The organism is Sulfitobacter sp. EhC04 (assembly GCF_001650875.1).
In the GTDB taxonomy this organism is placed as follows: Bacteria; Pseudomonadota; Alphaproteobacteria; order Rhodobacterales; family Rhodobacteraceae; genus Sulfitobacter.
Map to the genome: position 1 here is coordinate 1 of NZ_LXYI01000023.1, position 21,530 is coordinate 21,530.

22 protein-coding genes are annotated in these 21,530 nt (G+C 61.0%); 3 read left to right on the forward strand and 19 right to left on the reverse strand.

What is annotated here, in order from left to right; translation table 11 throughout:
- From A8B82_RS23580 to glpD, 12 genes are all read right to left on the reverse strand, one after another.
- Window positions 1-157 (reverse strand): MFS transporter (locus tag A8B82_RS23580; protein WP_138069740.1); only part of this gene is annotated, 157 nt, incomplete at its 3' end.
- Between the two features lie 131 nt (window positions 158-288).
- A complete protein-coding gene (locus A8B82_RS10720) occupies window positions 289-2,226 on the reverse strand; it encodes a sensor histidine kinase (protein ID WP_067291927.1) in 1,938 nt (645 codons plus the stop codon).
- A 437-nt stretch (window positions 2,227-2,663) separates the two neighbouring features.
- The gene (locus A8B82_RS10725) at window positions 2,664-3,812 is read right to left on the reverse strand and encodes an iron-containing alcohol dehydrogenase (protein WP_161489448.1); all 1,149 of its coding nucleotides are present in this window, start codon (window positions 3,810-3,812) and stop codon (window positions 2,664-2,666) included.
- A gap of 2 nt (window positions 3,813-3,814) precedes the next feature.
- Window positions 3,815-5,302, reverse strand: a complete 1,488-nt coding sequence (glpK, locus tag A8B82_RS10730) for a glycerol kinase GlpK (protein WP_067291929.1) — start codon at window positions 5,300-5,302, stop codon at window positions 3,815-3,817.
- A 79-nt stretch (window positions 5,303-5,381) separates the two neighbouring features.
- On the reverse strand, window positions 5,382-7,103 hold the full coding sequence (locus A8B82_RS10735; protein ID WP_067291933.1) for an ABC transporter substrate-binding protein: 1,722 nt from the start codon (window positions 7,101-7,103) through the stop codon (window positions 5,382-5,384).
- 79 nt (window positions 7,104-7,182) lie between these two features.
- The gene (locus tag A8B82_RS10740; protein WP_067291936.1) at window positions 7,183-7,455 is read right to left on the reverse strand and encodes a DUF2160 domain-containing protein; all 273 of its coding nucleotides are present in this window, start codon (window positions 7,453-7,455) and stop codon (window positions 7,183-7,185) included.
- Window positions 7,456-7,614: 159 nt separating this feature from the next.
- Window positions 7,615-7,944: a GIY-YIG nuclease family protein gene (locus A8B82_RS10745; RefSeq protein WP_235604671.1), complete on the reverse strand. Its 330-nt coding sequence runs from the start codon at window positions 7,942-7,944 to the stop codon at window positions 7,615-7,617.
- A gap of 69 nt (window positions 7,945-8,013) precedes the next feature.
- Complete coding sequence (locus A8B82_RS10750; protein ID WP_067291938.1) at window positions 8,014-8,877, reverse strand: carbohydrate ABC transporter permease; 864 nt, start codon at window positions 8,875-8,877, stop codon at window positions 8,014-8,016.
- 1 nt (window position 8,878) lies between these two features.
- On the reverse strand, window positions 8,879-9,748 hold the full coding sequence (locus tag A8B82_RS10755; protein WP_067291941.1) for a carbohydrate ABC transporter permease: 870 nt from the start codon (window positions 9,746-9,748) through the stop codon (window positions 8,879-8,881).
- Window positions 9,745-10,821, reverse strand: a complete 1,077-nt coding sequence (locus tag A8B82_RS10760) for an ABC transporter ATP-binding protein (RefSeq protein ID WP_067291944.1) — start codon at window positions 10,819-10,821, stop codon at window positions 9,745-9,747. The genes A8B82_RS10755 and A8B82_RS10760 overlap by 4 nt, the downstream gene beginning before the upstream one ends.
- Before the next feature lie 10 nt (window positions 10,822-10,831).
- Window positions 10,832-11,920: an ABC transporter ATP-binding protein gene (locus A8B82_RS10765; RefSeq protein ID WP_067291946.1), complete on the reverse strand. Its 1,089-nt coding sequence runs from the start codon at window positions 11,918-11,920 to the stop codon at window positions 10,832-10,834.
- An 11-nt stretch (window positions 11,921-11,931) separates the two neighbouring features.
- Entirely contained in the window at window positions 11,932-13,515 is a 1,584-nt protein-coding gene (gene glpD / locus A8B82_RS10770; RefSeq protein WP_067292504.1) for a glycerol-3-phosphate dehydrogenase, read from the reverse strand.
- A gap of 251 nt (window positions 13,516-13,766) precedes the next feature.
- Between glpD and A8B82_RS10775 the strand changes: the two genes are divergently transcribed.
- From A8B82_RS10775 to A8B82_RS10785, 3 genes are all read left to right on the forward strand, one after another.
- Window positions 13,767-14,525 (forward strand): DeoR/GlpR family DNA-binding transcription regulator, encoded by a 759-nt coding sequence (locus tag A8B82_RS10775; protein WP_067291949.1) that lies wholly within the window; start codon window positions 13,767-13,769, stop codon window positions 14,523-14,525.
- A gap of 18 nt (window positions 14,526-14,543) precedes the next feature.
- The gene (locus tag A8B82_RS10780) at window positions 14,544-15,236 is read left to right on the forward strand and encodes a hypothetical protein (protein WP_067291952.1); all 693 of its coding nucleotides are present in this window, start codon (window positions 14,544-14,546) and stop codon (window positions 15,234-15,236) included.
- A 65-nt stretch (window positions 15,237-15,301) separates the two neighbouring features.
- Window positions 15,302-15,778, forward strand: a complete 477-nt coding sequence (locus A8B82_RS10785; protein WP_067291954.1) for a MarR family winged helix-turn-helix transcriptional regulator — start codon at window positions 15,302-15,304, stop codon at window positions 15,776-15,778.
- A gap of 127 nt (window positions 15,779-15,905) precedes the next feature.
- On the opposite strand, the gene A8B82_RS10790 is transcribed toward A8B82_RS10785, so the two are convergent.
- The 7 genes from A8B82_RS10790 to A8B82_RS10820 are packed head-to-tail and all read right to left on the reverse strand — an operon-like array spanning window position 15,906 to window position 21,259.
- Window positions 15,906-16,301: a RidA family protein gene (locus A8B82_RS10790; protein ID WP_067291957.1), complete on the reverse strand. Its 396-nt coding sequence runs from the start codon at window positions 16,299-16,301 to the stop codon at window positions 15,906-15,908.
- The gene (locus tag A8B82_RS10795; RefSeq protein ID WP_067291960.1) at window positions 16,291-16,710 is read right to left on the reverse strand and encodes an acyl-CoA thioesterase; all 420 of its coding nucleotides are present in this window, start codon (window positions 16,708-16,710) and stop codon (window positions 16,291-16,293) included. The genes A8B82_RS10790 and A8B82_RS10795 overlap by 11 nt, the downstream gene beginning before the upstream one ends.
- A gap of 3 nt (window positions 16,711-16,713) precedes the next feature.
- A complete protein-coding gene (locus A8B82_RS10800) occupies window positions 16,714-17,403 on the reverse strand; it encodes an ABC transporter ATP-binding protein (RefSeq protein WP_067291962.1) in 690 nt (229 codons plus the stop codon).
- The gene (locus A8B82_RS10805; protein WP_067291965.1) at window positions 17,400-18,158 is read right to left on the reverse strand and encodes an ABC transporter ATP-binding protein; all 759 of its coding nucleotides are present in this window, start codon (window positions 18,156-18,158) and stop codon (window positions 17,400-17,402) included. Before A8B82_RS10805 ends, A8B82_RS10800 begins: the two co-directional genes overlap by 4 nt.
- Window positions 18,148-19,134 (reverse strand): branched-chain amino acid ABC transporter permease, encoded by a 987-nt coding sequence (locus A8B82_RS10810; protein WP_067291968.1) that lies wholly within the window; start codon window positions 19,132-19,134, stop codon window positions 18,148-18,150. The genes A8B82_RS10805 and A8B82_RS10810 overlap by 11 nt, the downstream gene beginning before the upstream one ends.
- Window position 19,135: 1 nt before the next feature.
- Window positions 19,136-20,053 (reverse strand): branched-chain amino acid ABC transporter permease, encoded by a 918-nt coding sequence (locus A8B82_RS10815; protein WP_067292507.1) that lies wholly within the window; start codon window positions 20,051-20,053, stop codon window positions 19,136-19,138.
- 51 nt (window positions 20,054-20,104) lie between these two features.
- On the reverse strand, window positions 20,105-21,259 hold the full coding sequence (locus tag A8B82_RS10820) for an ABC transporter substrate-binding protein (protein ID WP_067292510.1): 1,155 nt from the start codon (window positions 21,257-21,259) through the stop codon (window positions 20,105-20,107).
- Between the last annotated feature and the right edge of the window lie 271 nt (window positions 21,260-21,530).

The following is a 21,530-nucleotide window of genomic DNA, read 5'->3' on the forward strand; positions in this document are numbered from 1 at the left end:
GCGCCACCATGTTTTGCGAGTCGGACAACGAGGTCATCAGCCACGCCGCACCCACGGCCTGAACCAGCCCGCCGAAATTCGACGCCAGCGCCGCGATCCAAAGGGACCGGAACGTCTGGTTGCGGAACAATATCAATGGCGAAATGCGGTCTGGCACGGACAGGGTCCCTTCTGAGCACCTTGTCTAGGTACGTGGTCCCGCCCCCGTCTGTCGAGGGGAATACCCGCACAAACAACCACTTCCCCATTCGAACTGGTTATTGTGTCATGCGCCTGCGCGGCCTGCCCTCAGGCCACGGGCAGCCATACGGTAAATTCTGCCCCTCCCCCGTCGCGGTTGCGGACCGAAATCAGCCCCCCTGCCCGCTGGATCAGCGTCTGCGAGATTGACAGCCCCAGCCCCGTGCCTTCGCCCCGCTTGGTGGTAAAGAACGGATCAAATACCGAACCCAGTTGATCCTCGGGCACGCCCGGCCCGGTGTCCTGTACCACCAGCGCCGCGCCACCACGTGGATCGGGGCCCAACCGCAGGGTCAACTGCCCGCCGTTGCCCATCGCCTGCACCGCGTTGACCACCAGATTGACAATCACCTGCTGAATCTCGCCGGTGTCCACGCGCACCAGTGGTACCGGATCAAACTGGCAGGTGACGGTAATCTGGTGCTGGCTGATCAAATGGTCAACCAACACCAGACAGTCGCGGACCACGGGGGCCAGATCAACCTGTTGCTGGTGGTCGGCAAAGTCCGACGGTGCGGCGAATTTCAGAAGCTTGCCGACGATGGCTTCAATCCGCGATACCTGTTTGTCGATCAGGTTCAGTTCGGTCTGCACCGGGGCGGCCCCCTCGCCAAGGGTCTGCCGGATGACATCGACATTCCCCAGGATCACCGCAACAGGGTTATTGATCTCGTGGGCGACCCCTGCGGTGATTTCCCCGATCGAGGCCAGCTTTTCGCTCATCACCAGTTGGCGGAATGTCTGCTCCAGCTTGGCGTTCGCCTCGCTCAGTTCCGCCGTGCGCTGGTCGACGCGTTTGTTCAACTCTTCGTTCCAGGCGCGCAGCCGCAGGTCGCGGTCCTGCACCTGTTCCAGCAACCCGTCGAGATGCTGCGCCACCTCCCCGATCTCCCCGCGCGCGCCCACGGGTCCGATCCGCGCCGACAAGTCGCCCTGCCCCACACGGTTGATCACCTGGGTCATCTTTTCCAGGGGCGCAAAAATGCCCCGCGCCATCCACAAAAACACCGGTGCCGAAAGGATCAGCACAGCGGCAAAGGCCGCCATCATCCACAAAAACGCATCCCGCTTGGCCAGGTTAAACGGCGCTTCGAGGAAACCAACGTACAGCATCCCCACACGGTCGCCAAAGCTGTCGGTGATCGGCAGATAACCCGAAATATACCAGTCGTTGACCACAAAGGCGCGGTCGAGCCAGATGCGCCCCTCGCTCAGCACGGCCTCGCGCACTTCGGCAGACACCCGCGTGCCAAGCGCGCGCACATCTTCGAACAAGCGCACGTTGGTCGAGATACGCACGTCATCCAGAAACAGCGTGGCGGTGCCCTGGCGCGCACCAACCGCGCCCGCGTGGGCATAGACAAGGTCGTTGATCGTGTCGATGAAATCCAGATTCCGGTTCAGCAGGATGCCCCCCACCAGAACGCCCCGATGCCCGCTCCGCATGATCGGGCTGGCCGCGTGGATCACCATGCCACGGGCTTCGACCGCGCGTGTGGTTGGAACGGCGGCCGGGGTTGCGATCAGCGGTATCCGTGCGACCTGTGCCACCTCGGGCGACAGTTGCGCCAGCGTATCATTGGCCATGATGTCGATCTGTGCGCTGCCCTGCCCTGCGACGGCCTGCGCAATCACGGGCCATATCTCACCAGCTTGGGTCGCTTGCTCGGCCGGCAAATAATACAGGAACGTCAGACCCAAGCGCGCACGCGTTTCGTCGAAATAGCGGGCGCGTTCTTCCTCGGGACGGCCCAGCCAGGCGTTGAACTCGACCGAGTCGGTAACGGCATTCAACTCGTCCCCCGTCTTGGCCCGCAAGCGCGACAGGTACTGGCTGGCAATTTTCAGATCACTTTCAACATTGGCGATCAGAACCTTGTCATAGTCCGCGGTCCAGCGTGTCATACCCAGCAGCAGCAACAGCGGCATCAATACAATCAACGGCGCAAGAGCAAGAACCAAAAGACGCAGGCGAACGGATGTCATGGGTGGGTTTCCCTAGGGCTGCGCCAGCCTAGTTCCGGCATCTGATCGGTTGGATCGAGTTTGAATCTTTCCGGCTCCGTTGTCCAGAATTTGCAGTGTATTCGGGTTTTGTCACACGAAAGTTCTGACAGGATCCCTGTCGCAAATCCAGTCCGGTATCTGGAAACATGAGGAGTTGGGCACCGAGAAAATACAAGCCCACGGTCCGGTTCGATCCGGCAATGATCTGGTCACCACTTCCGCGGGGCTGGACCGGGCGGCACCGGATTGCAACAGGTGGTGCAGCCTGCCGCAAATCCGTCGCCTCCTTCCGATCAGTCATTCTTCTACAGCGTCCCGCCTTTAACCTGATACACTCCGTATCGCCGATGTCCCGAGAGCGCGAAGCGCGGCAGGGTATCGGCGATACAAGTTTAAGGCGGGGCGCTTTAAAAGCGTCAGAATGCGCTGCGTAAGATCGCCTCATAGGCCCGTACCGGCAGCGGCACCGCATTTTTCTGACTGGAAGAGGCTTTGCTGCCCAGTTCTGCCAAAGCTGTGATGCGATCCTCTGACAGTCCCAAGTCAGACAATCTGGGCAACCCCTTTGCATTCACCCAGGCCTCGAAACCCGACAGCCGGTCGTTGGTGCGGACCGGGGCAAATGCATCAACGACGGCTTGCAGACAATAGGCGATCCTGTCCTGAACTTCCGGGTCTTCACGGCTGTACTCATGATTTACGCGCAGGGTCGGGATCAGCAATCTGCCACAGAGCGCGCCATGTGGTGCCCCAAGCTGTGCACCAAGCACGGAGGCAAGCCCATGCGCCGCGCCCAGTCCCGAGTTGGCAAGCGCAAGCCCGCTGAACAGGCTGGTCCAGCACATGTTTTCCCAGGCCTTTGTGTCGGGCGTTTCGATGACCTGCCGCAGGGCGACGAGGCCCAGCGGTATGGCGGGGCGGCACAGGGCCATTGAAAAGGGTGTCGCCGCACTGGAGGTGTAGCTTTCGATCACCTGTGTGACAGCATCCAGCCCGGAGGCGAGTGCGACGCTGACAGGGGCCGTTTGCGCCAGTTCCGGATCGACCAGGGCGATATCGGGGATCAGCGCGGCACCCCTGATGCTGATCTTTGCCCCCATGGCAGGCACGTCGATGACAGCATTGGCTGTCACCTCTGCCCCTGTTCCGGCAGTCGTTGGCAGGGCGATCAGGCGGATGTTCTGCCGCGCCGTCAGCGGCGGCAGCGTCGCAAAATCCGCCGGCAAGGTCAGGCCGTGTTCAGCCAATGCCGCCAGCGCCTTGCCCATGTCCAGCACCGCACCGCCACCGCAGGCAATCACATGGGTCGGATGGCCCAGCTTAGCCAAGGCCGCGTTGACCGTTTCAACCGACGGCTCGCCGGGGCAGCAGACAAGGGTGACATCGTGACCCGCCCCGCGCAGCGCCGCAAGAACCCCTGCTGCGGCCTGGCCGCTGGCCCCCTGAACAAAGAGGATGCGCGCCGGTGCATCCGGCAGCAATCCTGGCAGATCCGCGGCCCGGCCTGCGCCAAAGTGTACCGCCGTGGGGCAGGAAATGCCGAAGTGTCTGGTGCCCTCCGCCAAGATCAATACGCCAGCGTACTGTCCACGGCGCGCTTCCAGTTGGCGTACTTCCGGTCACGGGTCTTGGCATCCATCGCCGGTTCGAATTGCCGGTCCAGCGCCCATCCCTTGGCAAAGGCATCCCGGTCCGGCAACGCGCCTGCCTTCATCCCGGCCAGCCATGCAACGCCAAGCGCGGTGGTTTCCAGCACCTTGGGACGGTCGACCGGCGCGTCAATGATGTCGGACAGGAACTGCATGGCCCAGTCCGATGCGCTCATCCCGCCATCGACGCGAAGCACGGGGGCGGCGCCCTGCCCGGTCCAGTCGGCATGCATCGCCTCCAGCAGGTCGCGGGTCTGGTAGCCGACACTTTCCAATGCCGCCTTGGCCAGTTCCTGCGGGCCGGAGTTGCGCGACAGCCCAAAGATCGCGCCCCGGCAGTCGGGGTTCCAATAAGGCGCGCCCAGCCCGGTAAAGGCGGGAACCAGCACGACCTCCTGTGTCGGGTCGGCGGCTTCGGCCAGCGGCTGGGTCTCCGAGGCTTCGCGGATGATTTTCAGCCCGTCGCGCAGCCATTGCACCACGGCCCCTGCCACAAATATCGACCCCTCCAGCGCATAGGTCGGCTTGCCGTCCAGCTGATAGGCAATGGTGGTCAGCAGACGGTTTTGCGACCTGACCGGCGTGTCACCGGTATTCAGCAAGGCAAAACATCCGGTGCCATAGGTGGATTTCAACATGCCCGGCTCAAAGCACGCCTGCCCGATGGTCGCGGCCTGCTGGTCGCCTGCCACCCCCAGAATGGGGATCGGACGGCCAAACAGATCGGCACGGGTTTCGCCAAATTCGGCGGCGCTGTCGCGCACCTCGGGCAGCATGTTCATGGGAATGTCGAACAGATCGCAGATGGTCTGGCTCCACCGACCCTTGCGGATGTCATAGAGCATGGTGCGCGCGGCATTGGTGGCATCGGTCACATGGGAGGCACCGCCGGTCAGTTTCCAGATCAGGTAGGTGTCCACTGTACCGAACAACAACTCCCCCCGCGCCGCGGCATCCCGCGCGCCTTCGGCATTGTCGAGAATCCACTTCAGTTTCGTCGCGGAAAAATACGGGTCCAGCAGCAGGCCGGTGCGGTCCGCGAACATCTCGGCATGGCCCGCCTCGCGCAGCTTGCGGCAGAACTCGCCGGTGCGGCGGTCCTGCCAGACGATGGCGTTATGCACCGGTTCGCCGGTCTTGCGGTTCCACACGACAGTGGTTTCGCGTTGATTGGTGATGCCGATGGAAATGATGTCTTTTGCGTCGATTCCGGCGCGTTCGATGACCTGCCGGCAGGTGCCAGCGGTCGTGGCCCACAGATCCCTTGGGTCATGTTCGACCCAGCCGGATTGCGGGAAAATCTGGGGAAATTCCTCTTGCGCGGTGGTCCGCAGGTTCAGCGTTTCGTCAAACAGGATCGCGCGGGAAGACGTGGTGCCCTGGTCAATGGAAAGTACGTATTTCATGGCGTGTCCAACGGGTCATTAAGGGTCTTGAAATGGCATGGGGGGCCAGCGCCCCCCACACCGTTATCATGATCGCAGATTATTCCCAGGACTTGATCAGCTCGTCATAGGCGACGGTCTTGGGCTCTTCGTCCTCGTTCTCCAGCTTGGGATAGGGCGCACCGGGCTGTTCGAACCAGTATTCGGCGGTTTGCTCTTCGTTCAGCTTGGGGCCAAGGTCGCCCTGCACACCGGCACGTTCCAGACGCTCAAGTACGCGTTCCTGATCGGAACACAGCGCATCGAGTGCTTCCTGGGGAGTTTTCGCACCGGACATGGCGTCGCCGATGTTCTGCCACCACAATTGCGCCAGCTTGGGGTAATCCGGTACGTTTGTACCAGTGGGCGACCATGCCACACGGGCGGGCGAGCGGTAGAATTCCACCAGACCCCCCAGGCGCGGGGCGCGTTCTGTGAAGTGGTCGCTGTCGATGGTCGATTCACGGATAAAGGTCAGACCCACATCCGATTTCTTCAGATCAACCGTTTTCGACACCACGAACTGAGCATAAAGCCAAGCGGCCTGAGCGCGGTCCACGGGGGTCGATTCCATCAGCGTCCAGCTGCCTGCATCCTGATAGCCGATCTTCTGGCCCTCTTTCCAATAGACACCGTGCGGCGAAGGGGCCATGCGCCACTTGGGCGTGCCGTCTTCGTTCATCACGGGCAGGTCGGGTTTCACCGTGTCAGCGGTAAAGGCCGTGTACCAGAACATCTGTTGCGCAACATTGCCCTGGGCGGGGATCGGGCCCGCTTCGGAGAATGTCATGCCGGCAGCGGCGGGCGGCGAATAGTTCTGAAGCCATTCGATTGCCTTGGTCACCGCATAGACGGCAGCGGGCGCATTGGTCGCCCCGCCGCGAGTCACACAGGAACCTGTGGGCTGCGACTGTTCGTTGACGCGAATGCCCCATTCATCGACCGGCAGGCCGTTGGGTTCACCGACGTCGCCCATGCCAGCCATGGACATCCACGCATCGGTATAGCGCCAGCCCAGGCTCGGGTCCTTCTTGCCATAGTCCATGTTGCCAAAGACGTCGCCTTCGACGCCCATGCGGCTGAGATCGCGGCCGGTAAAGAATTCCGCGATATCCTCATAGGCCGACCAGTTGACCGGCACGCCCAGATCGTAACCGTACTTCTCCTTGAAGTCGGCCTTGTTCTGTTCGTCGTTGAACCAGTCATAGCGGAACCAATAAAGGTTCGCGAACTGCTGGGTCGGCAGTTGGTACAGCTTGCCATCGGGGCCGGTTGTAAACGACGTGCCGATGAAATCTTCCAGATCGAGGGACGGCAGGGTCACGTCCTTGCCTTCGTTTTCCATCCAGTCAGTCAGGTTGCGCACCTGTTTGTAACGCCAGTGGGTGCCGATCAGGTCCGAGTCGTTGATATAGGCGTCATAGATGTTCTCGCCCGACTGCATCTGTGTTTGCAGCTTTTCGACAACGTCGCCTTCGCCGATCAGGTCATGGGTGACCTTGATGCCGGTGATGGCTGTGAACGCAGGTGCCAGCACCTGTGATTCATATTCATGGGTCGTGATGGTTTCGGAAACCACCTTGATCTCCATGCCCTGATAGGGTGCTGCCGCATCGACAAAGAACTGCATCTCTGCTTCCTGGTCTGCGCGGCTGAGCACCGAAGTATCGCCGATCTCGGCATCCAGAAACGCCTTGGCGGCATCCATGTCGGCAAATGCCGGACCGCTGAGCATTCCAAGTGCCAGCACAACGGCTGTACTTGATTTCAAATTAAGTTTCATCGTTTCCTCCCTTATTTTCGAAACATCGTTTGATCGTATGCAGCCGGACGACAGCCCGACTGCGGCGGAACCACATTGCCTAGACCCAGCGAAATACCGCCGCTGCATAGACAAGGCAGACAATCAGCGCGAAAGGTTGGTTCGCGCCGACAATTCCAAGCCACACCAGATTGATAAAGGCGCTGCCCAGAAGTGTGATGAAAAGACGATCGCCGCGCGTCGTCTCCATGCCCAGAACGCCACGGCGCGGCGTCTCGGGGAATTTGATCGCCAGAAAGGTGAAGGTGATCAACGTGCAAGCGATACAGATAAAGAAGATCGCGGTGGGCCATGTCCATGCCATCCAGTCCATGTCAGCGTGCTCCTGTCTTTGCGATTGTGTCTTGATGTGTAACGTCCGCACTGCTGCACGAGATCCTCGGGTCAGGCCCGAGGATGACCGCCGGTCTGCCGTGGGTAGCCCCGTCATCCTCGGGCTTGACCCGAGGATCTCGACCCGTCTGCCCTGCGCTCAGATCACGCTGCCGCGGCCCGGCTGGCCCAGGATATCCAGCCACAGGTCCTGCCAGTCCGGGTTCTCGCGTGCGATCAACGCAGTCTTCCAGTTGCGCTGCCAGCGCTTGAGCGATTTTTCCCGCTGGATCGCGACCGGTGCCTCCGTATGCACTTCGAACCAGACCAGCCTGGTGAGATTGTAGGTATTGGTGAAGCCCCGTACCATGTGATTGCGATGTTCGTAGACGCGCCGCAGGAGGTTGTTCGTCACGCCGATATACAATGTACCCTGCGGCTTGTTGGTCATGATGTAGACGAACATATTGCCCGGCATGACGTCGCCCATTCCCACTACTCTCCGAGATCCTCGGGTCAGGCCCGAGGATGACGGGGAAATGGTTAATGATTGGTTGCATCACACCCTCCCCAGGGCAAAGCCCTTGGCGATGTAGTTGCGCACGAAATAGATCACCAGGGCCCCCGGCACGACGGTCAGGATGCCCGCCGCCGCCAGCACGCCCCAGTCGATGCCGCTGGCACCCTGGGTCCGTGTCATGATGGCGGCGATGGGTTTTGCATCCACGGTGGTCAGCGTGCGGCTCAGCAGCAGTTCGACCCAGGAGAACATGAAGCAGAAGAATGCCGCGACGCCGATGCCGCTGGCAATCAGGGGCATGAAAATCTTGATGAAGAAGCGTCCAAAGCCATAGCCGTCGATATAGGCGGTCTCGTCGATCTCCTTGGGCACGCCGCGCATGAAGCCTTCCAGAATCCAGACCGCCAGCGGCACGTTGAACAGGCAATGCGCCAGCGCCACCGCGATATGGGTGTCGAACAGGCCGACGGATGAATAGAGCTGAAAGAACGGCAGCGCGAAAACGGCGGGCGGGGCCATGCGGTTGGTCAGCAGCCAGAAGAACAGATGCTTGTCGCCCATGAAATGATAGCGGCTGAAAGCATAGGCCGCAGGCAGCGCCACGGTCAGGCTGATCACCGTGTTCATCACCACGTAGATCAGCGAATTGACATAGCCCATGTACCACGCCGGATCGGTCAGGATGGTCGCGTAATTGTCAAACGTCAGGTTGCGCGGCCACAGGGTAAAGCTGTTCAGAATTTCCGTGTTGGTCTTCAGGCTCATGTTCAGCAGCCAGTAGATCGGCAGCAGAAGGAACAGCAGATAAAGCGTCATGACCACGGCCGAGCCGTTGATGCGCAACCGCCGTTTTGCGGGCGCACGGGCGGTCATGTCGGCGGGGATGGTTGCGGTATCGGTCATCTTATCCCTCCTTCGCGTCAATGGTGGTCATCACGGTGTAGAACACAAAGGAGATGAGCAGGATTACCAGGAAATACATCAGCGAGAACGCGGCAGCGGGGCCAAGGTCGAATTGCCCCAGCGCCATCTTGACCAGGTCGATGGACAACAGCGTCGTGGCGTTGCCAGGGCCGCCCCCGGTGACCACGAAGGGCTCCGTGTAGATCATGAAGCTGTCCATGAACCGCAGCAGGATCGCGATCATCAGCACGCCTGCCATCTTGGGCAGTTCGATGAAGCGGAACACGGCCCAGCGGTTGGCCTGGTCGATCTTGGCGGCCTGATAATAGGCATCGGGGATGGATTTCAGCCCGGCAAAGGCCAGCAGCGCCACCAGCGAGGTCCAGTGCCAGACATCCATCACCACGATGGTCGCCCAGGCCGCGAACGTGTCCTGCGTATAGTTGTAGGAAATCCCAAGTGCGTCGAGCGTATAGCCCAGCAGGCCAATGTCCACGCGGCCAAAGATCTGCCAGATGGTGCCAACCACGTTCCACGGGATCAGCAGCGGCAAGGACATCAGCACAAGGCAAAAGCTGGACCAGAAGCCGCTTTTGGGCATGTTCAGCGCCACAAAGATGCCCAGCGGAACCTCAATCGCCAGAATGATCCCGGAGAACATCAATTGACGTCCCAGTGCCGCCCACATGCGGTCGGAATCGAGCATCTCTTCGAACCATTCGAGACCGGCCCAGAAGAACTGGTTCTGGCCAAACGTGTCCTGCACCGAATAGTTCACAACCGTCATCAGCGGGATCACGGCGGAGAAGGCGACAAGGATCAGGACCGGCAGGACCAGAAACCATGCTTTTTGATTGACTGTCTTGTTCATGCTGCTGCCCCTTCCTTGCGCCAGTCATCGACGTAGACGTTCACGTGATCCGGGGCGAAAGTAACGTGGTTCATGTCGGGTGAAATCTCTTGCCCTTCGGCGGCGACGATGTTGATTTCCTTGCCAAAAAGATCAGCGCGCACGATCTTGTGGCGGCCCACGTCTTCTACCCGGCGCACCTTGACCGGCAGGCCCTCGCCGCTTGTCAGGTTGACGAACTCGGGCCGCACGCCCAGGGCGACGCTGCCCGTCAACGCGCCGTAGTTCTGCGGCAGGGTCAACGCGGTGCCATTGACCACCGCCTGCGTGCCCGAGACTTCGGCAGGGATCACGTTCATCCCCGGAGAACCGATGAAATAGCCGACAAAGGTATGTTCGGGACGTTCGAACAATTCCTGCGGCGTGCCGATCTGGACCACGCGGCCATCGTACATGACCACCACCTTGTCGGCGAATGTCAGCGCCTCGGTCTGGTCATGGGTCACATAGATCATCGTATGGCCGAATTCATGGTGCAGGGATTTGAGCTGTGTGCGCAATTCCCACTTCATATGCGGGTCGATGACCGTAAGCGGCTCATCGAACAGCAGCGCGTTCACATCCTCGCGCACCATGCCGCGGCCTAGCGAAATCTTCTGCTTTGCATCCGCCGTCAGCCCCCGCGCACGGCGGTTCAAGTCTTCTTCCATGCCAATCATCCGTGCGATCTTTTGCACACGCTCTGCAATATAGCTGGGGTCTTCGCCCCGGTTGCGCAGCGGAAAGGCCAGATTGTCGCGCACCGTCATCGTGTCGTAGACCACCGGAAACTGGAACACCTGCGCGATGTTGCGCGCAGCGGTGGTGGCGGGTGTGACGTCCTTGTCATCAAACAGGATGCGCCCCTGGCTGGGGTGCAGCAGGCCGGAGATGATGTTGAGCAGCGTGGACTTGCCGCAGCCCGAAGACCCCAGCAGCGCATAGGCCTCGCCATCGGTCCAGACGTGGTTCAGCTCCTTCAGGGCAAAGTCATCCTCGCCCTTCGGATTGGGCAGATAGGAATGGGCGAGATTGTCGAGAGTGATCTTGGCCATGTCCTGCTCCTCAGGCTGCCAGCGCGTAGGACGCTGGTGCCACCAGGTCGCCCGTTTCGCTGAAGATGTAGATGTGACGTGGATCCAGATAGACGGGCAGCGCGCTGCCCAGCTTCAGATCATGCACGCCGTGAATAAGGCCGACCCACTTGCGCCCTGCATAGTCCAGGTGAACGAAGGTTTCGGACCCGGTCAGTTCCGTGACGGAAAGGCGGGTGTCGAACATGATGGCCCCGGCTGCGGGCTGCGCGATTTCGACGTGGTTGGGCCGGAAGCCCGCAATATAGCTGCCATCGGCAAGCTCTGCCAACGGCCCCGTTGCCGGGGCGGTCTGCCCCTGCCCAAAGGTCAGTGCCTCGCCCTTTTTGGTTAGGTCGAGGAAATTCATCGGGGGGTCGCTGAACACCCGCGCCGTGGTGGCATCGACCGGCTGGCGATAGACCTTGGGGGTCAGGCCGAACTGGGTCACGCGCCCCTCCCACATGGTGGCGGTATTGCCGCCCAGCAAAAGCGCCTCTTCCGGTTCGGTGGTGGCATAGACGAACACCGCGCCGGATTCCTCGAATATCTTGGGGATCTCCACGCGCAGTTCCTCGCGCAGCTTGTAGTCAAGGTTGGCCAGCGGTTCGTCCAGCAGGACAAGGCCCGCGTTCTTGACCAGCGCCCGCGCCAGCGCGCAGCGCTGCTGTTGGCCACCGGACAGCTCCAGCGGCTTGCGGTCCAGCATCGGTTCCAACTGCATCAGCGCGGCGGCCTGTTTCACCGCCGTGTCGATCTCTGCCTTTGACTTGCCCATCAGCCGCAGGGGCGAGGCGATGTTGTCATAGACGGTCATCGACGGGTAGTTGATGAACTGCTGGTAAACCATGGCGACCTTGCGGTCCTGCACCCGCATCCCGGTCACATCGGTGCCTTCCCAGAAGACCTGACCGGCGGTGGGCACGTCCAACCCCGCCATCAGCCGCATCAGTGACGTCTTGCCCGAGGATGTCGGCCCCAGAAGCACGTTCATCGTGCCCGCCTCAAGTGTCAGGTCCGTCGGGTGAATATGCGTCTCACCGTTCACCACCTTGGACACGCTTTTGAATTCCAGCGCCATCTTCCCCCCAGTTACTCTGCGGCCTTTGAAACAGGACGATCCGCCGCGTCGGCGATCCACCCGTCAAGAGCCTTGATTTCAGCCGCCGTCATCCGCAGACCCAGCTTGCTGCGCCGCCAGACCACGTCATCGGCGCGTTGCACATATTCGTTATCCATCAGCCAGCGCACTTCGCGTTCGGTCAATCCCGCCCCGAAATGCCGCCCCAGATCAGCAGCGACCTTCGCATCGCCAAGCATCATTCGGGCATGGGTGCCATAGGCGCGCACCAGACGGCGGGCCCATTTCGGGTCAAGAAAGCTGTAGTCGCGCATCAGCCCGTCCATCAGCGGCAACACCCCGTCGACCGGGAAATCCCCGCCCGGCAGGGCCACACCGGCGGTCCATGGCCCCTTGACGTGCAGCACCTCGCCAACCTTTTCCAGCGCGCTTTCGGCCAGCCGCCGATAGGTCGTGATCTTGCCGCCAAAGACGTTTACCGCAGGGGCGCCCCGACTTTGATCCAGATGGATGGTATAGTCGCGGGTCGCCGCCGTCGCGCTGCTGGCCCCTTCATCATAAAGCGGGCGCACACCAGAATAGGTCCAGACGATGTCATCGGTCGAAATCGGATCGGCCAGATATTCGTTCACGAAGTCGATCAGATATCGCTGTTCTTCCGGGGTGCATTCCGGCTTTACGTCAGGGTCGTGATGTTCCTGATCCGTGGTGCCGATCAGGGTAAAATCGGTCTCATAGGGAATGGCAAAGATGATCCGCCCGTCGGTCCCCTGAAAGAAATAGCATTTGTCGTGGTCGAACAGCCGTCTGGTCACGATATGGCTGCCGCGCACCAGCCGCACGCCGCCGGTCTGGTTGCTTTTGATCGTGCCGCGCAGCACATCACCCACCCAGGGGCCCGCCGCGTTCACGATCATCCGCGCGGTGACCTTGATCTCCCGCCCGGTATTGGTGTCCTGCATCGTCACGGTCCAGCCGTCATCGCAAGGGTCCGCGCTGACAACCTTGTGACGCGGCAGGATACGTGCGCCCCGCATCTCCGCATCGCGGGCGTTCAGAACCACCAGGCGTGAATCCTCGACCCAGCAGTCCGAATATTCATAGGCATGTTCGAACTTGGCGTTCAGCGGCGCGCCCTCGGGGCTGTTGCGCAGATCGACACTGGTGGTGCCGGGCAAGATCTTGCGACCGCCCAGGTTGTCATACATGAACAGCCCCAGCCGGATCAGCCAGGCGGGCCTGCGCCCTTTCATCCAGGGCATCAGCGTGTTCAGCAGTTTCGAGGTCGGCGTGGTTGTGTCGAACCGCATCGACGCGTGGTAGGGCAACACGAACCGCATCGGCCAGGAAATATGCGGCATGGCCCGCAGCAGCGTTTCCCGCTCCACCAGCGCCTCGCGCACAAGGCGCACTTCGAAATATTCCAGATACCGCAGCCCGCCGTGAAACAGCTTGGTGGAAGACGCCGATGTGGCGGACCCGATATCGTTCATCTCGGCCAGGCAAACGGACAGACCCCTGCCCGCCGCATCGCGTGCGATCCCGCAACCGTTGATGCCCCCGCCGATCACCAGCAGGTCGAATTCGGGCGTCATGGTGTCCTCCCCCAGCGATTCAATGCTCGCTTTCGCAAAATGTGACAAGAAACGCATCAAAAAGGAAGAGAAAAATGTTCGTTTTTGTGCGTTTTCGATAGCATACTGAAAAATATCGACAATTTTTGCCGGATGAAGGGGTCGAACATCAGGGATCGGGCGTAGAACCGGGTGCATATCTCCGTGAATAACGTGACTGGGGCGAACCAAACGGTGTAGCAAGGTCGCAATCTTTCGAATCGAGGGGAAGAATGAGCCAGACCTTGCGCAAACCGGAGATCATCCAGATCGCCCGCCGTGAGGGCAAGGTCACGGTCGACGGGCTGGCGGAACATTTCAGTGTGACGCCGCAGACCATCCGCCGTGATCTGACCGAGCTTGCCGACGATGGCAGGCTTGAACGCGTCCATGGCGGCGCGGTCCTGCCTTCAACCACCACCAACATCGGCTACAGTGAGCGGCGCGAGCTTAATCAGGCGGCCAAGGTCGACATCGGCAGCGCCTGTGCAAAGTTCATTCCCAATGATTGTTCCGTGTTCCTGAACATCGGCACCACCACCGAGGCCGTCGCGGCAGAGCTGCTGCACCACGAGGGGCTGCTGGTTGTAACCAACAACATCAATATCGCGATGATCCTGTCGCAGAACCACAACGTCGAGGTGATCGTTACCGGCGGGCACCTGCGCCGGTCGGATGGCGGGCTGGTCGGTGACCTTGCCACCCAGACGATCCGGCAGTTCCGTTTCGACTACGCCGTGATCGGCTGCTCAGCGCTGCGCCACGACGGCGAAATTCTTGACTTTGACGTGCAGGAGGTCGGCGTCAGCAAAACGATCATCCAGCAGTCGCAAGAGGTCTTTCTGGCCGCCGACAGTTCAAAGTTCGGGCGCAAGGCACCGGCGCGGATTGCCTCCATGGCCGATGTGGACCGGTTTATCACCGACAGGCCCCTGTCTGCCCAATGCCGCCTATTTTGCGAAAAAGCAGGCACCAAGGTGCATTATGCCTGACCGCAACAGCGGCACCTCATGAGCGGCTTTATCGGCATACTGATGCTGGACACCGCCTTTCCCCGTGTCCTCGGGGATGCTGGCAATCCTGACAGCTATGCCTTCCCGGTTCGGCTGCGCGTGGTTGTTGGGGCTGGTCCTTCCGACATCGTGCGGGGGTGCACGCCTGATCCGAAGCTGACGGCTGCCTTTATCCACGCGGCCCGCGCGCTGGAAGCGGAAGGGGCCGTTGCGATCATTTCAACCTGCGGGTTTCTGGTGCATATTCAGGCCGAGCTGGCAGCATCCGTGAATATTCCGGTAATGGTGTCGGCGCTGTCACTCTATCCGGTCCTGCGGCAATCGTTCGGCGCGCAACCCATCGGTATCCTGACCGCCTCGCGGGACAGCCTGTTGGGCGGCACTCTGCATTCGGCAGGGATTGATCCGCGCACGGTACATGTTGCCGGCATGCAGGACTGTCCTGCCTTTGCCGATGCCATCCTCAGCGACAAATCCGATCAGCCGGATGTGCTGGACAGCGAAGCAATCGCGCGCCATTGCACCGATCTGGCTGTGGGTATGGTGGCGCAGGACCCCAAGCTGAGCTGCTTCCTGCTGGAATGTGGAAACCTGCCGCCCCATGCCGCCGCGATCCGGCAGGCCACGGGGCGTCCTGTCTATGGCATTCTGGATGCCGCCGCGCTGTTGTGGCGCGGTGCCCAAGGTTGAAAGCCGCAGCGCCGGACGGTAGCCTTGCAATGCACTCATGGAACGGCAACCAAAAGGAATTCGCAATGCGCGACGTCACCTTGTCCCGCAGACGTCTGCGCACCTGGATCAGGTTGCTGCGTCTGACCCGGAAGACCGAAAACACCCTGCGCGAATACATGCGGGTCAGCCATGGCACCACCCTGCCCCGCTTTGACGTGATGGCAGCGCTTTACCGCGCCGATGCACCGATCAAGATGAGCGCACTCAGTCAGATGTTGCTGGTCTCCAACGGCAATGCCTCCACCGTGGTGGACCGGCTGGAAAAGGATGGTCTGGTCATCCGCATCGCCGCCGCAAACGACAGGCGCGTGGTCAATGTCACCCTGTCCGACAAGGGCCGCACCCAGTTCGAGGATCTGGCCGCAGGGCACGAGGCCCTTGTTGACCGGATCTTTGCCGGGCTGGGGCCCGAAGACCTGGACCTGATCCGCGACCTTTTGCACCGCGCCGAAGCTGAAGTGCCCGCGCCCGGCGCAAGCCGGGTCAGCGATGTAACCTAAAGCGCCCCGCCTTAAACTTGAATCGCCGATACCCTGCCGCGCTTCGCGCTCTCGGGACATCGGCGATACGGAGTGTATCAGGTTAAAGGCGGGACGCTGTAAACCCGGTTTTGCCCGACAGTTGGCGCTACGGCAGAACCGCTGTCGCTTCGATCTCCACCAGCGCCTCGTCCTCGATCAGCCCGGCAACAACAACCATCGCCATGGCCGGAAAGTTGCGGCCCAGCACCCTGCGATAGGCTTCGCCCATTTCGCGTTGCCTGGCCAAGTATTCGCGCTTGTCGGTGATGTACCATGTCAGGCGCACCAGATCCTCGGGCTTGCCGCCAGCGGTTTCAAGCACGGCCAGAATGTTGCGCAGCGCCTGTTCGGTCTGCCCAATGAAATCATGGCTTTCGAACTTCTGCTCGGCGGTCCAGCCGATCTGGCCGCCGATATAGACCTGTTGTCCCGCCGCTTTCACACCGTTGGCATAGCCTTTGGCCGGGGCCCATCCTTCGGGCTGAATAACCTCATTTGCCATCTGGCGTCTCCTTTTTGATAAATCTGTCCAGCCGGGTGCGGATTGCATCCGTCCATGGTGCGGACCGGCCATTGCCGTCGATGAAAACAACAGTCGAGGTTGCCGTGAAACGCAGCTCCCCCTTGCAGCGCGCGTCATAGGCTAAGCCAAGGCTGCTCCGACCCAGCCGGGTGATGGTCAAGGCGATCTCAAGCTGATCACCCAACCGGCTGGGGGCCTGAAACTGCGCCTCGATGCCTGCCGTGGGAATACCGCAATCCTGGTGCATATCGGCAAAAGGAAGCACTGCGACCTTTTCAAAGAAATCTTCGACCGTGTCGTTCATCATCTCGAAATAGCGGGGATAAAAGACGATGCCCGCCGGGTCGCAATGCCTGAACTTGATCTTCTGATGATACACAAACGGCACAGCTCAGACCCCCAGGTACTGATCTTTGACGGCACCGGACAGATCGTCCATGCTTCCCGTCCAGACAGATTTGCCGCGTTCCAGGATGACAACCCGGTCCGCAATCCGGCGCAATTCGCTGATTGTCTTGTCCACCACAAGGATCGACAGGCCCGCATCCCGTTTCAGCGTCGCGATGGCCGCCCAGATTTCCTGCCGTACCACGGGGGCCAGCCCTTCGGTCGCCTCGTCCAGGATCAGCAGGCGCGGGTTTGTCATCAGCGCGCGGCCAATCGCCAGCATCTGCTGTTCGCCCCCCGAAAGCGAGCCCGCCAACTGATCGCTGCGTTCCTCCAACCGGGGAAACAGCCCATGCACGCGGGCAAAATCCCAGGCACCGGGGCGGGCCGAGGCGTAGAGGTTTTCGCGCACCGTCAGATTGGTGAAGCACCGCCGCCCCTCGGGGACCAGCCCAAGACCCAGCTTGGCGGCACGATGCGCGGGCATCCCGGCCAGATTCTGGCCCGCAAACTGCACCTCGCCATGGGTGTTTTGCAACAGACGGCAGATCACCTTGATCGTGGTCGATTTGCCCATGCCGTTGCGGCCCATCAGCGCCACGACCTCGCCCTCGCCCACAGTCAGGTCGACCCCGAACAGGGCCTGCGACGCACCATAGCTGGCGGTAATTCCACTGAGCGAAAGCAGGCTCATGCCGCGTCCTCCTCGCCCAGATAGGCGGTTTTGACATCCGCATTGCTGCGGATTTCGTCAACACTGCCGGTCGCGATGATCTTGCCATAGACCAGCACGCTGATCCGGTCCGCCAGGGCAAAGACCGCGTCCATGTCATGTTCGACCAGCAGGATCGGTGCCTGATGTTTCAACTCCCTAAGAAAGCCGGTCAGCTCCCGCGACCCTTCGGCCCCCATGCCGGCCATCGGTTCGTCCATCAGAAAGGCCCTGGGGGCCAGTGTCAGCGCAACCGCAACTTCAAGCTGTCGCCGCTGGCCGTGGGACAGTTCAGACGTCACCGTGCTGGCATGATCGGCCAGACCGACCCGTTCCAGCGCCGCCCCGGCGATGTCCAGCAGCGCGCGGTCCTTCATCGCGGGGCGGAAGAAACCAAAGGTGCGCCCGCTTTGCCCGATCGCCCCCAGCACGGCGTTTTCCATCACGGTATACTCCATCGCCAGCGCCGAAATCTGGAACGTCCGCCCCAGACCTGCCTGCGCCCGCTGCGCCACTGACAGCGCGCTGACATCGCGCCCCATGAAATGCACCGCCCCCCGGTCGGGCTTCAAACCCCCGGCAATCTGCTTGATCAGGGTCGATTTTCCCGCCCCGTTCGGCCCGATCAGCGCATGAATCTCGCCCGCCCGCAGATCCAGCGAAATACCGTCACTGGCCTTGAGCGCGCCAAAGCTCTTGTGCAGGTCCCGCACATCCAGGATCACCTCATCCGGCATGGCGCACCTCCCGTCTGGACAGACCACCAACCAGCCCACCCTTGGCAAAGAGCACGACAAACAACAGGATCGCGCCAAGGTAAATGTGCCAGTATTCCGACAGCCCCCCCAGCACATGTTCCAGCAGGATATAGACCGCCGCACCCGCCACCGGACCACAGAGCCGCGCGACACCGCCGAGAATGATGAACACCATGATCTCGCCCGAGGTGTGCCAGCTGAACATCGTCGGGCTGACAAATCGGTTCAGATCGGCAAAGAGCGCGCCAGCCAACCCGGTGATCGCGCCCGAGATGACAAAGGCGGTCAGCCGCAGGCGGTAGACGTTGATCCCCACGGTGCGCGCGCGTTCCTCGTTCTGGTGCGCGCCGTTCAGGGCCAGGCCAAAGGGGGATTTGTTCAGCAGGTTAACAACAAAAAGCACGATCAGTAGAACAGCGAAACACAGGCCGAAGAACTGGATCGGGTCCAGTGTGTTCAGGCCGGGGAATCCGTTGCGCACATAGATCGACAGCCCGTCCTCACCGCCATAGGCAGGCCATGAGATTGCGAAGTAATAGAGCATCTGGCCAAAGGCGAGCGTCACCATGATGAAATAGACCCCAGAGGTCCGCAACGACAATGCGCCGACCAGCAGGGCCACCAACGCGCTGGCGACAATCGCCACCAGCCAGATCACCAGCATGGACTTGGTCCCCTCGATCAGGAACGGCACCTCCATGATCGGCGTATAGCTTTGCGCGTGGCTGGCGAGGATGCCCATGGCATACCCCCCCACCCCGAAATAGGCGGCATGGCCAAAGCTGACCAGCCCGCCCTGCCCCAGGGCAAGGTTCAGCCCGACGCCTGCCACCGCAAGCACGGCCGCCTTTGTCGCCAGTGTGATGATAAAGGGTTCATCCATGGCCAGCGCCACCAGCGGCACCGCCAGCAGCAAACCAAGGATCAACAGGTTGATCATGCGTTCCGGCAACATGTCAGGCGCTCCCGAAAAGGCCGGTGGGTTTGAACAGCAAGACCCCCGCCATCAGAATGTAAATCAGCATCGAAGCCAGCGCCGACCCGACCGAGGTCGCGGCAGAAGGCTCCATGAAACTGGCGAATAGGACGGGCAGCAGCGTGCGGCCCAGGGTATCGGTCAGCCCGACCAGAATGGCACCGGCCAGCGCCCCCTTGATCGACCCGATACCGCCGATCACGATGACCACAAAGGCCAGGATCAACACCGGCTCTCCCATGCCGACCTCGACCGACTGGATCGCGCCGACCAGCGCACCGGACAGCCCCGCCAGCGCCGCCCCCAGGGCAAAGACCATGGTGTAGAGCACCGAAATATCGACCCCCAGCGCGCCGATCATCTCGCGGTCGTTTTCACCGGCGCGGATGCGCATGCCGACGCGGGTCTTCGAGATCAGCAGGAACAGGCCCACGGCAACCGCCAGCCCGATCAGAATGATCGCAAGACGGTACTTGGAATACAGGATGCCCCCCGGCAGCGTCACGGTGCCGGACAGGAAATCCGGCGTGTCCAGAAACAGCGGGAAAGAGCCGAAGACCCAGCGCGTCGCCTCTGAAAAGATCAGGATCAGGGCAAAGGTTGCCAACACCTGATCCAGGTGGTCGCGGGCATAAAGCCTGCGGATCACGGTCAGTTCGATCAGCGCGCCAAACAGCGCCGCCGCCATGAGCGCGGCAATCAGGCCCAGCACAAAGGACCCGGTCGCGGCAGCACCGGCTGCGGCGGCAAAGGCACCGATCATGTAAAGCGATCCATGCGCGAGGTTGATCAGCCCCATGACACCAAAGATCAGCGTCAGGCCGGCAGCCATCAGGAACAGCATCACGCCGAACTGCAGGCCGTTCAGGATTTGCTCTATCAGCAGAATAATCGACATGCCGTTCCCCGGAACAAATGTGGCGGCCCACACCGGGCCGCCATTGCCAACTCAGTTGCTCAGGCCGCACTCGGCAGCATAGACATCCTGGTGGTCCGTCAGAACAGTCGAGATGATCTTGTTGGTGTAGACGTCACCTTCCTTGATCACTTCCCGCACATAGATGTCCTGAATCGGGTGGTTGTTGTTACCAAAGCTGAACTTGCCGCGCACCGAGTCGAAATCGGCCTCTTTCAGTGCCGCGCGGAACGCGTCGTGATCGGCAATGTCGGCCTTGGCGGCAGCCGACAGGATCAGGTTCGCCGTGTCATAGGCCTGCGCTGCATAAAGCGATGGCAGACGGCCATAGGCCTCTTCGAAGCCTTCGACGAACGCCTTGTTGGCTGCGTTGTCGATATCCTTGTTCCACTGCGACGTGTTGTGCACACCCAGCGCGGAATCGCCAACCGCCGGAAGGATCGTCTGGTCAAAGCTGAAGGCTGGCCCGATCACCGGCAGGTCGATGCCGCTGTCGGCAAACTGCTTGAGGAACGAGATCCCCATGCCGCCCGGCAGGAAGAAAAAGATGCTGTCGGCATCGGATGCACGAATCTGCGCGATTTCGGCGGCATAGTCGGTCTGGCCCAGCTTGGTGTACAGCTCGCCGGCCAACGCGCCGCCGTATTGGCGCTTGAACCCGGTCAGTGAATCCTGTCCGGCGGGATAGTTGGGGGCCAGGATGAATGTGTTTGTGTATCCGGATGCCTTGGCATGCGCGCCTGCGGCCTCGTGCAGGTTGTCGTTCTGATAGGACACGGCAAAATAGTCCTTGTTGCATCCCTTGCCAGCCAGTTGCGCCGGTGCCGCATTGGTCGAGACATAGAACTTGCCCTGCGCATTTGCGGCGGGTGCCACGGCCAGCGCCAGGTTGGACCATACGATGCCGGTCAGGATGTCCACCTTGTCGGACTGGATCATCTTGTCGGCGACCTGCACGGCGATATCCGGTTTGCGCTGATCGTCCTCGACCACGACTTCGACGGCATCATTGGCCGCCTGGTCGATGGCCAGCATGAAACCGTCGCGGGTATCAATGCCCAATGCGGCCCCACCACCGGTCAGGGTAGTGATCAGACCGATCTTTACTTTTCCCGAATGCGCATCTGCCAGCGCGGCGTTGCCAAAGGTCATCGCCAATGCAGCAGCGGCAAGGGCTGTGAATTTCATTGTCATCATAATCTCCCAATTGGACCGGCGCGTTTTGCGCTCGACTGAGCTTGTAAAAGTTCTGCGCCGCACGCAAGCGACTGCATGACACCCTTTTGGCTCAGACCCCAATTTAGCGGTCACGCAAATTTACTTCAAGCAAAAATATTTTGAGCTTGAAATTAATCATTGAAGAAAACTCGACGGCCGCCCTCTCCGTCAGCGGCATACCCTGAAACCGCACTTGTTAGACGTCAGATGACTTTGACCTTTACGTCATCGACTGACCCAA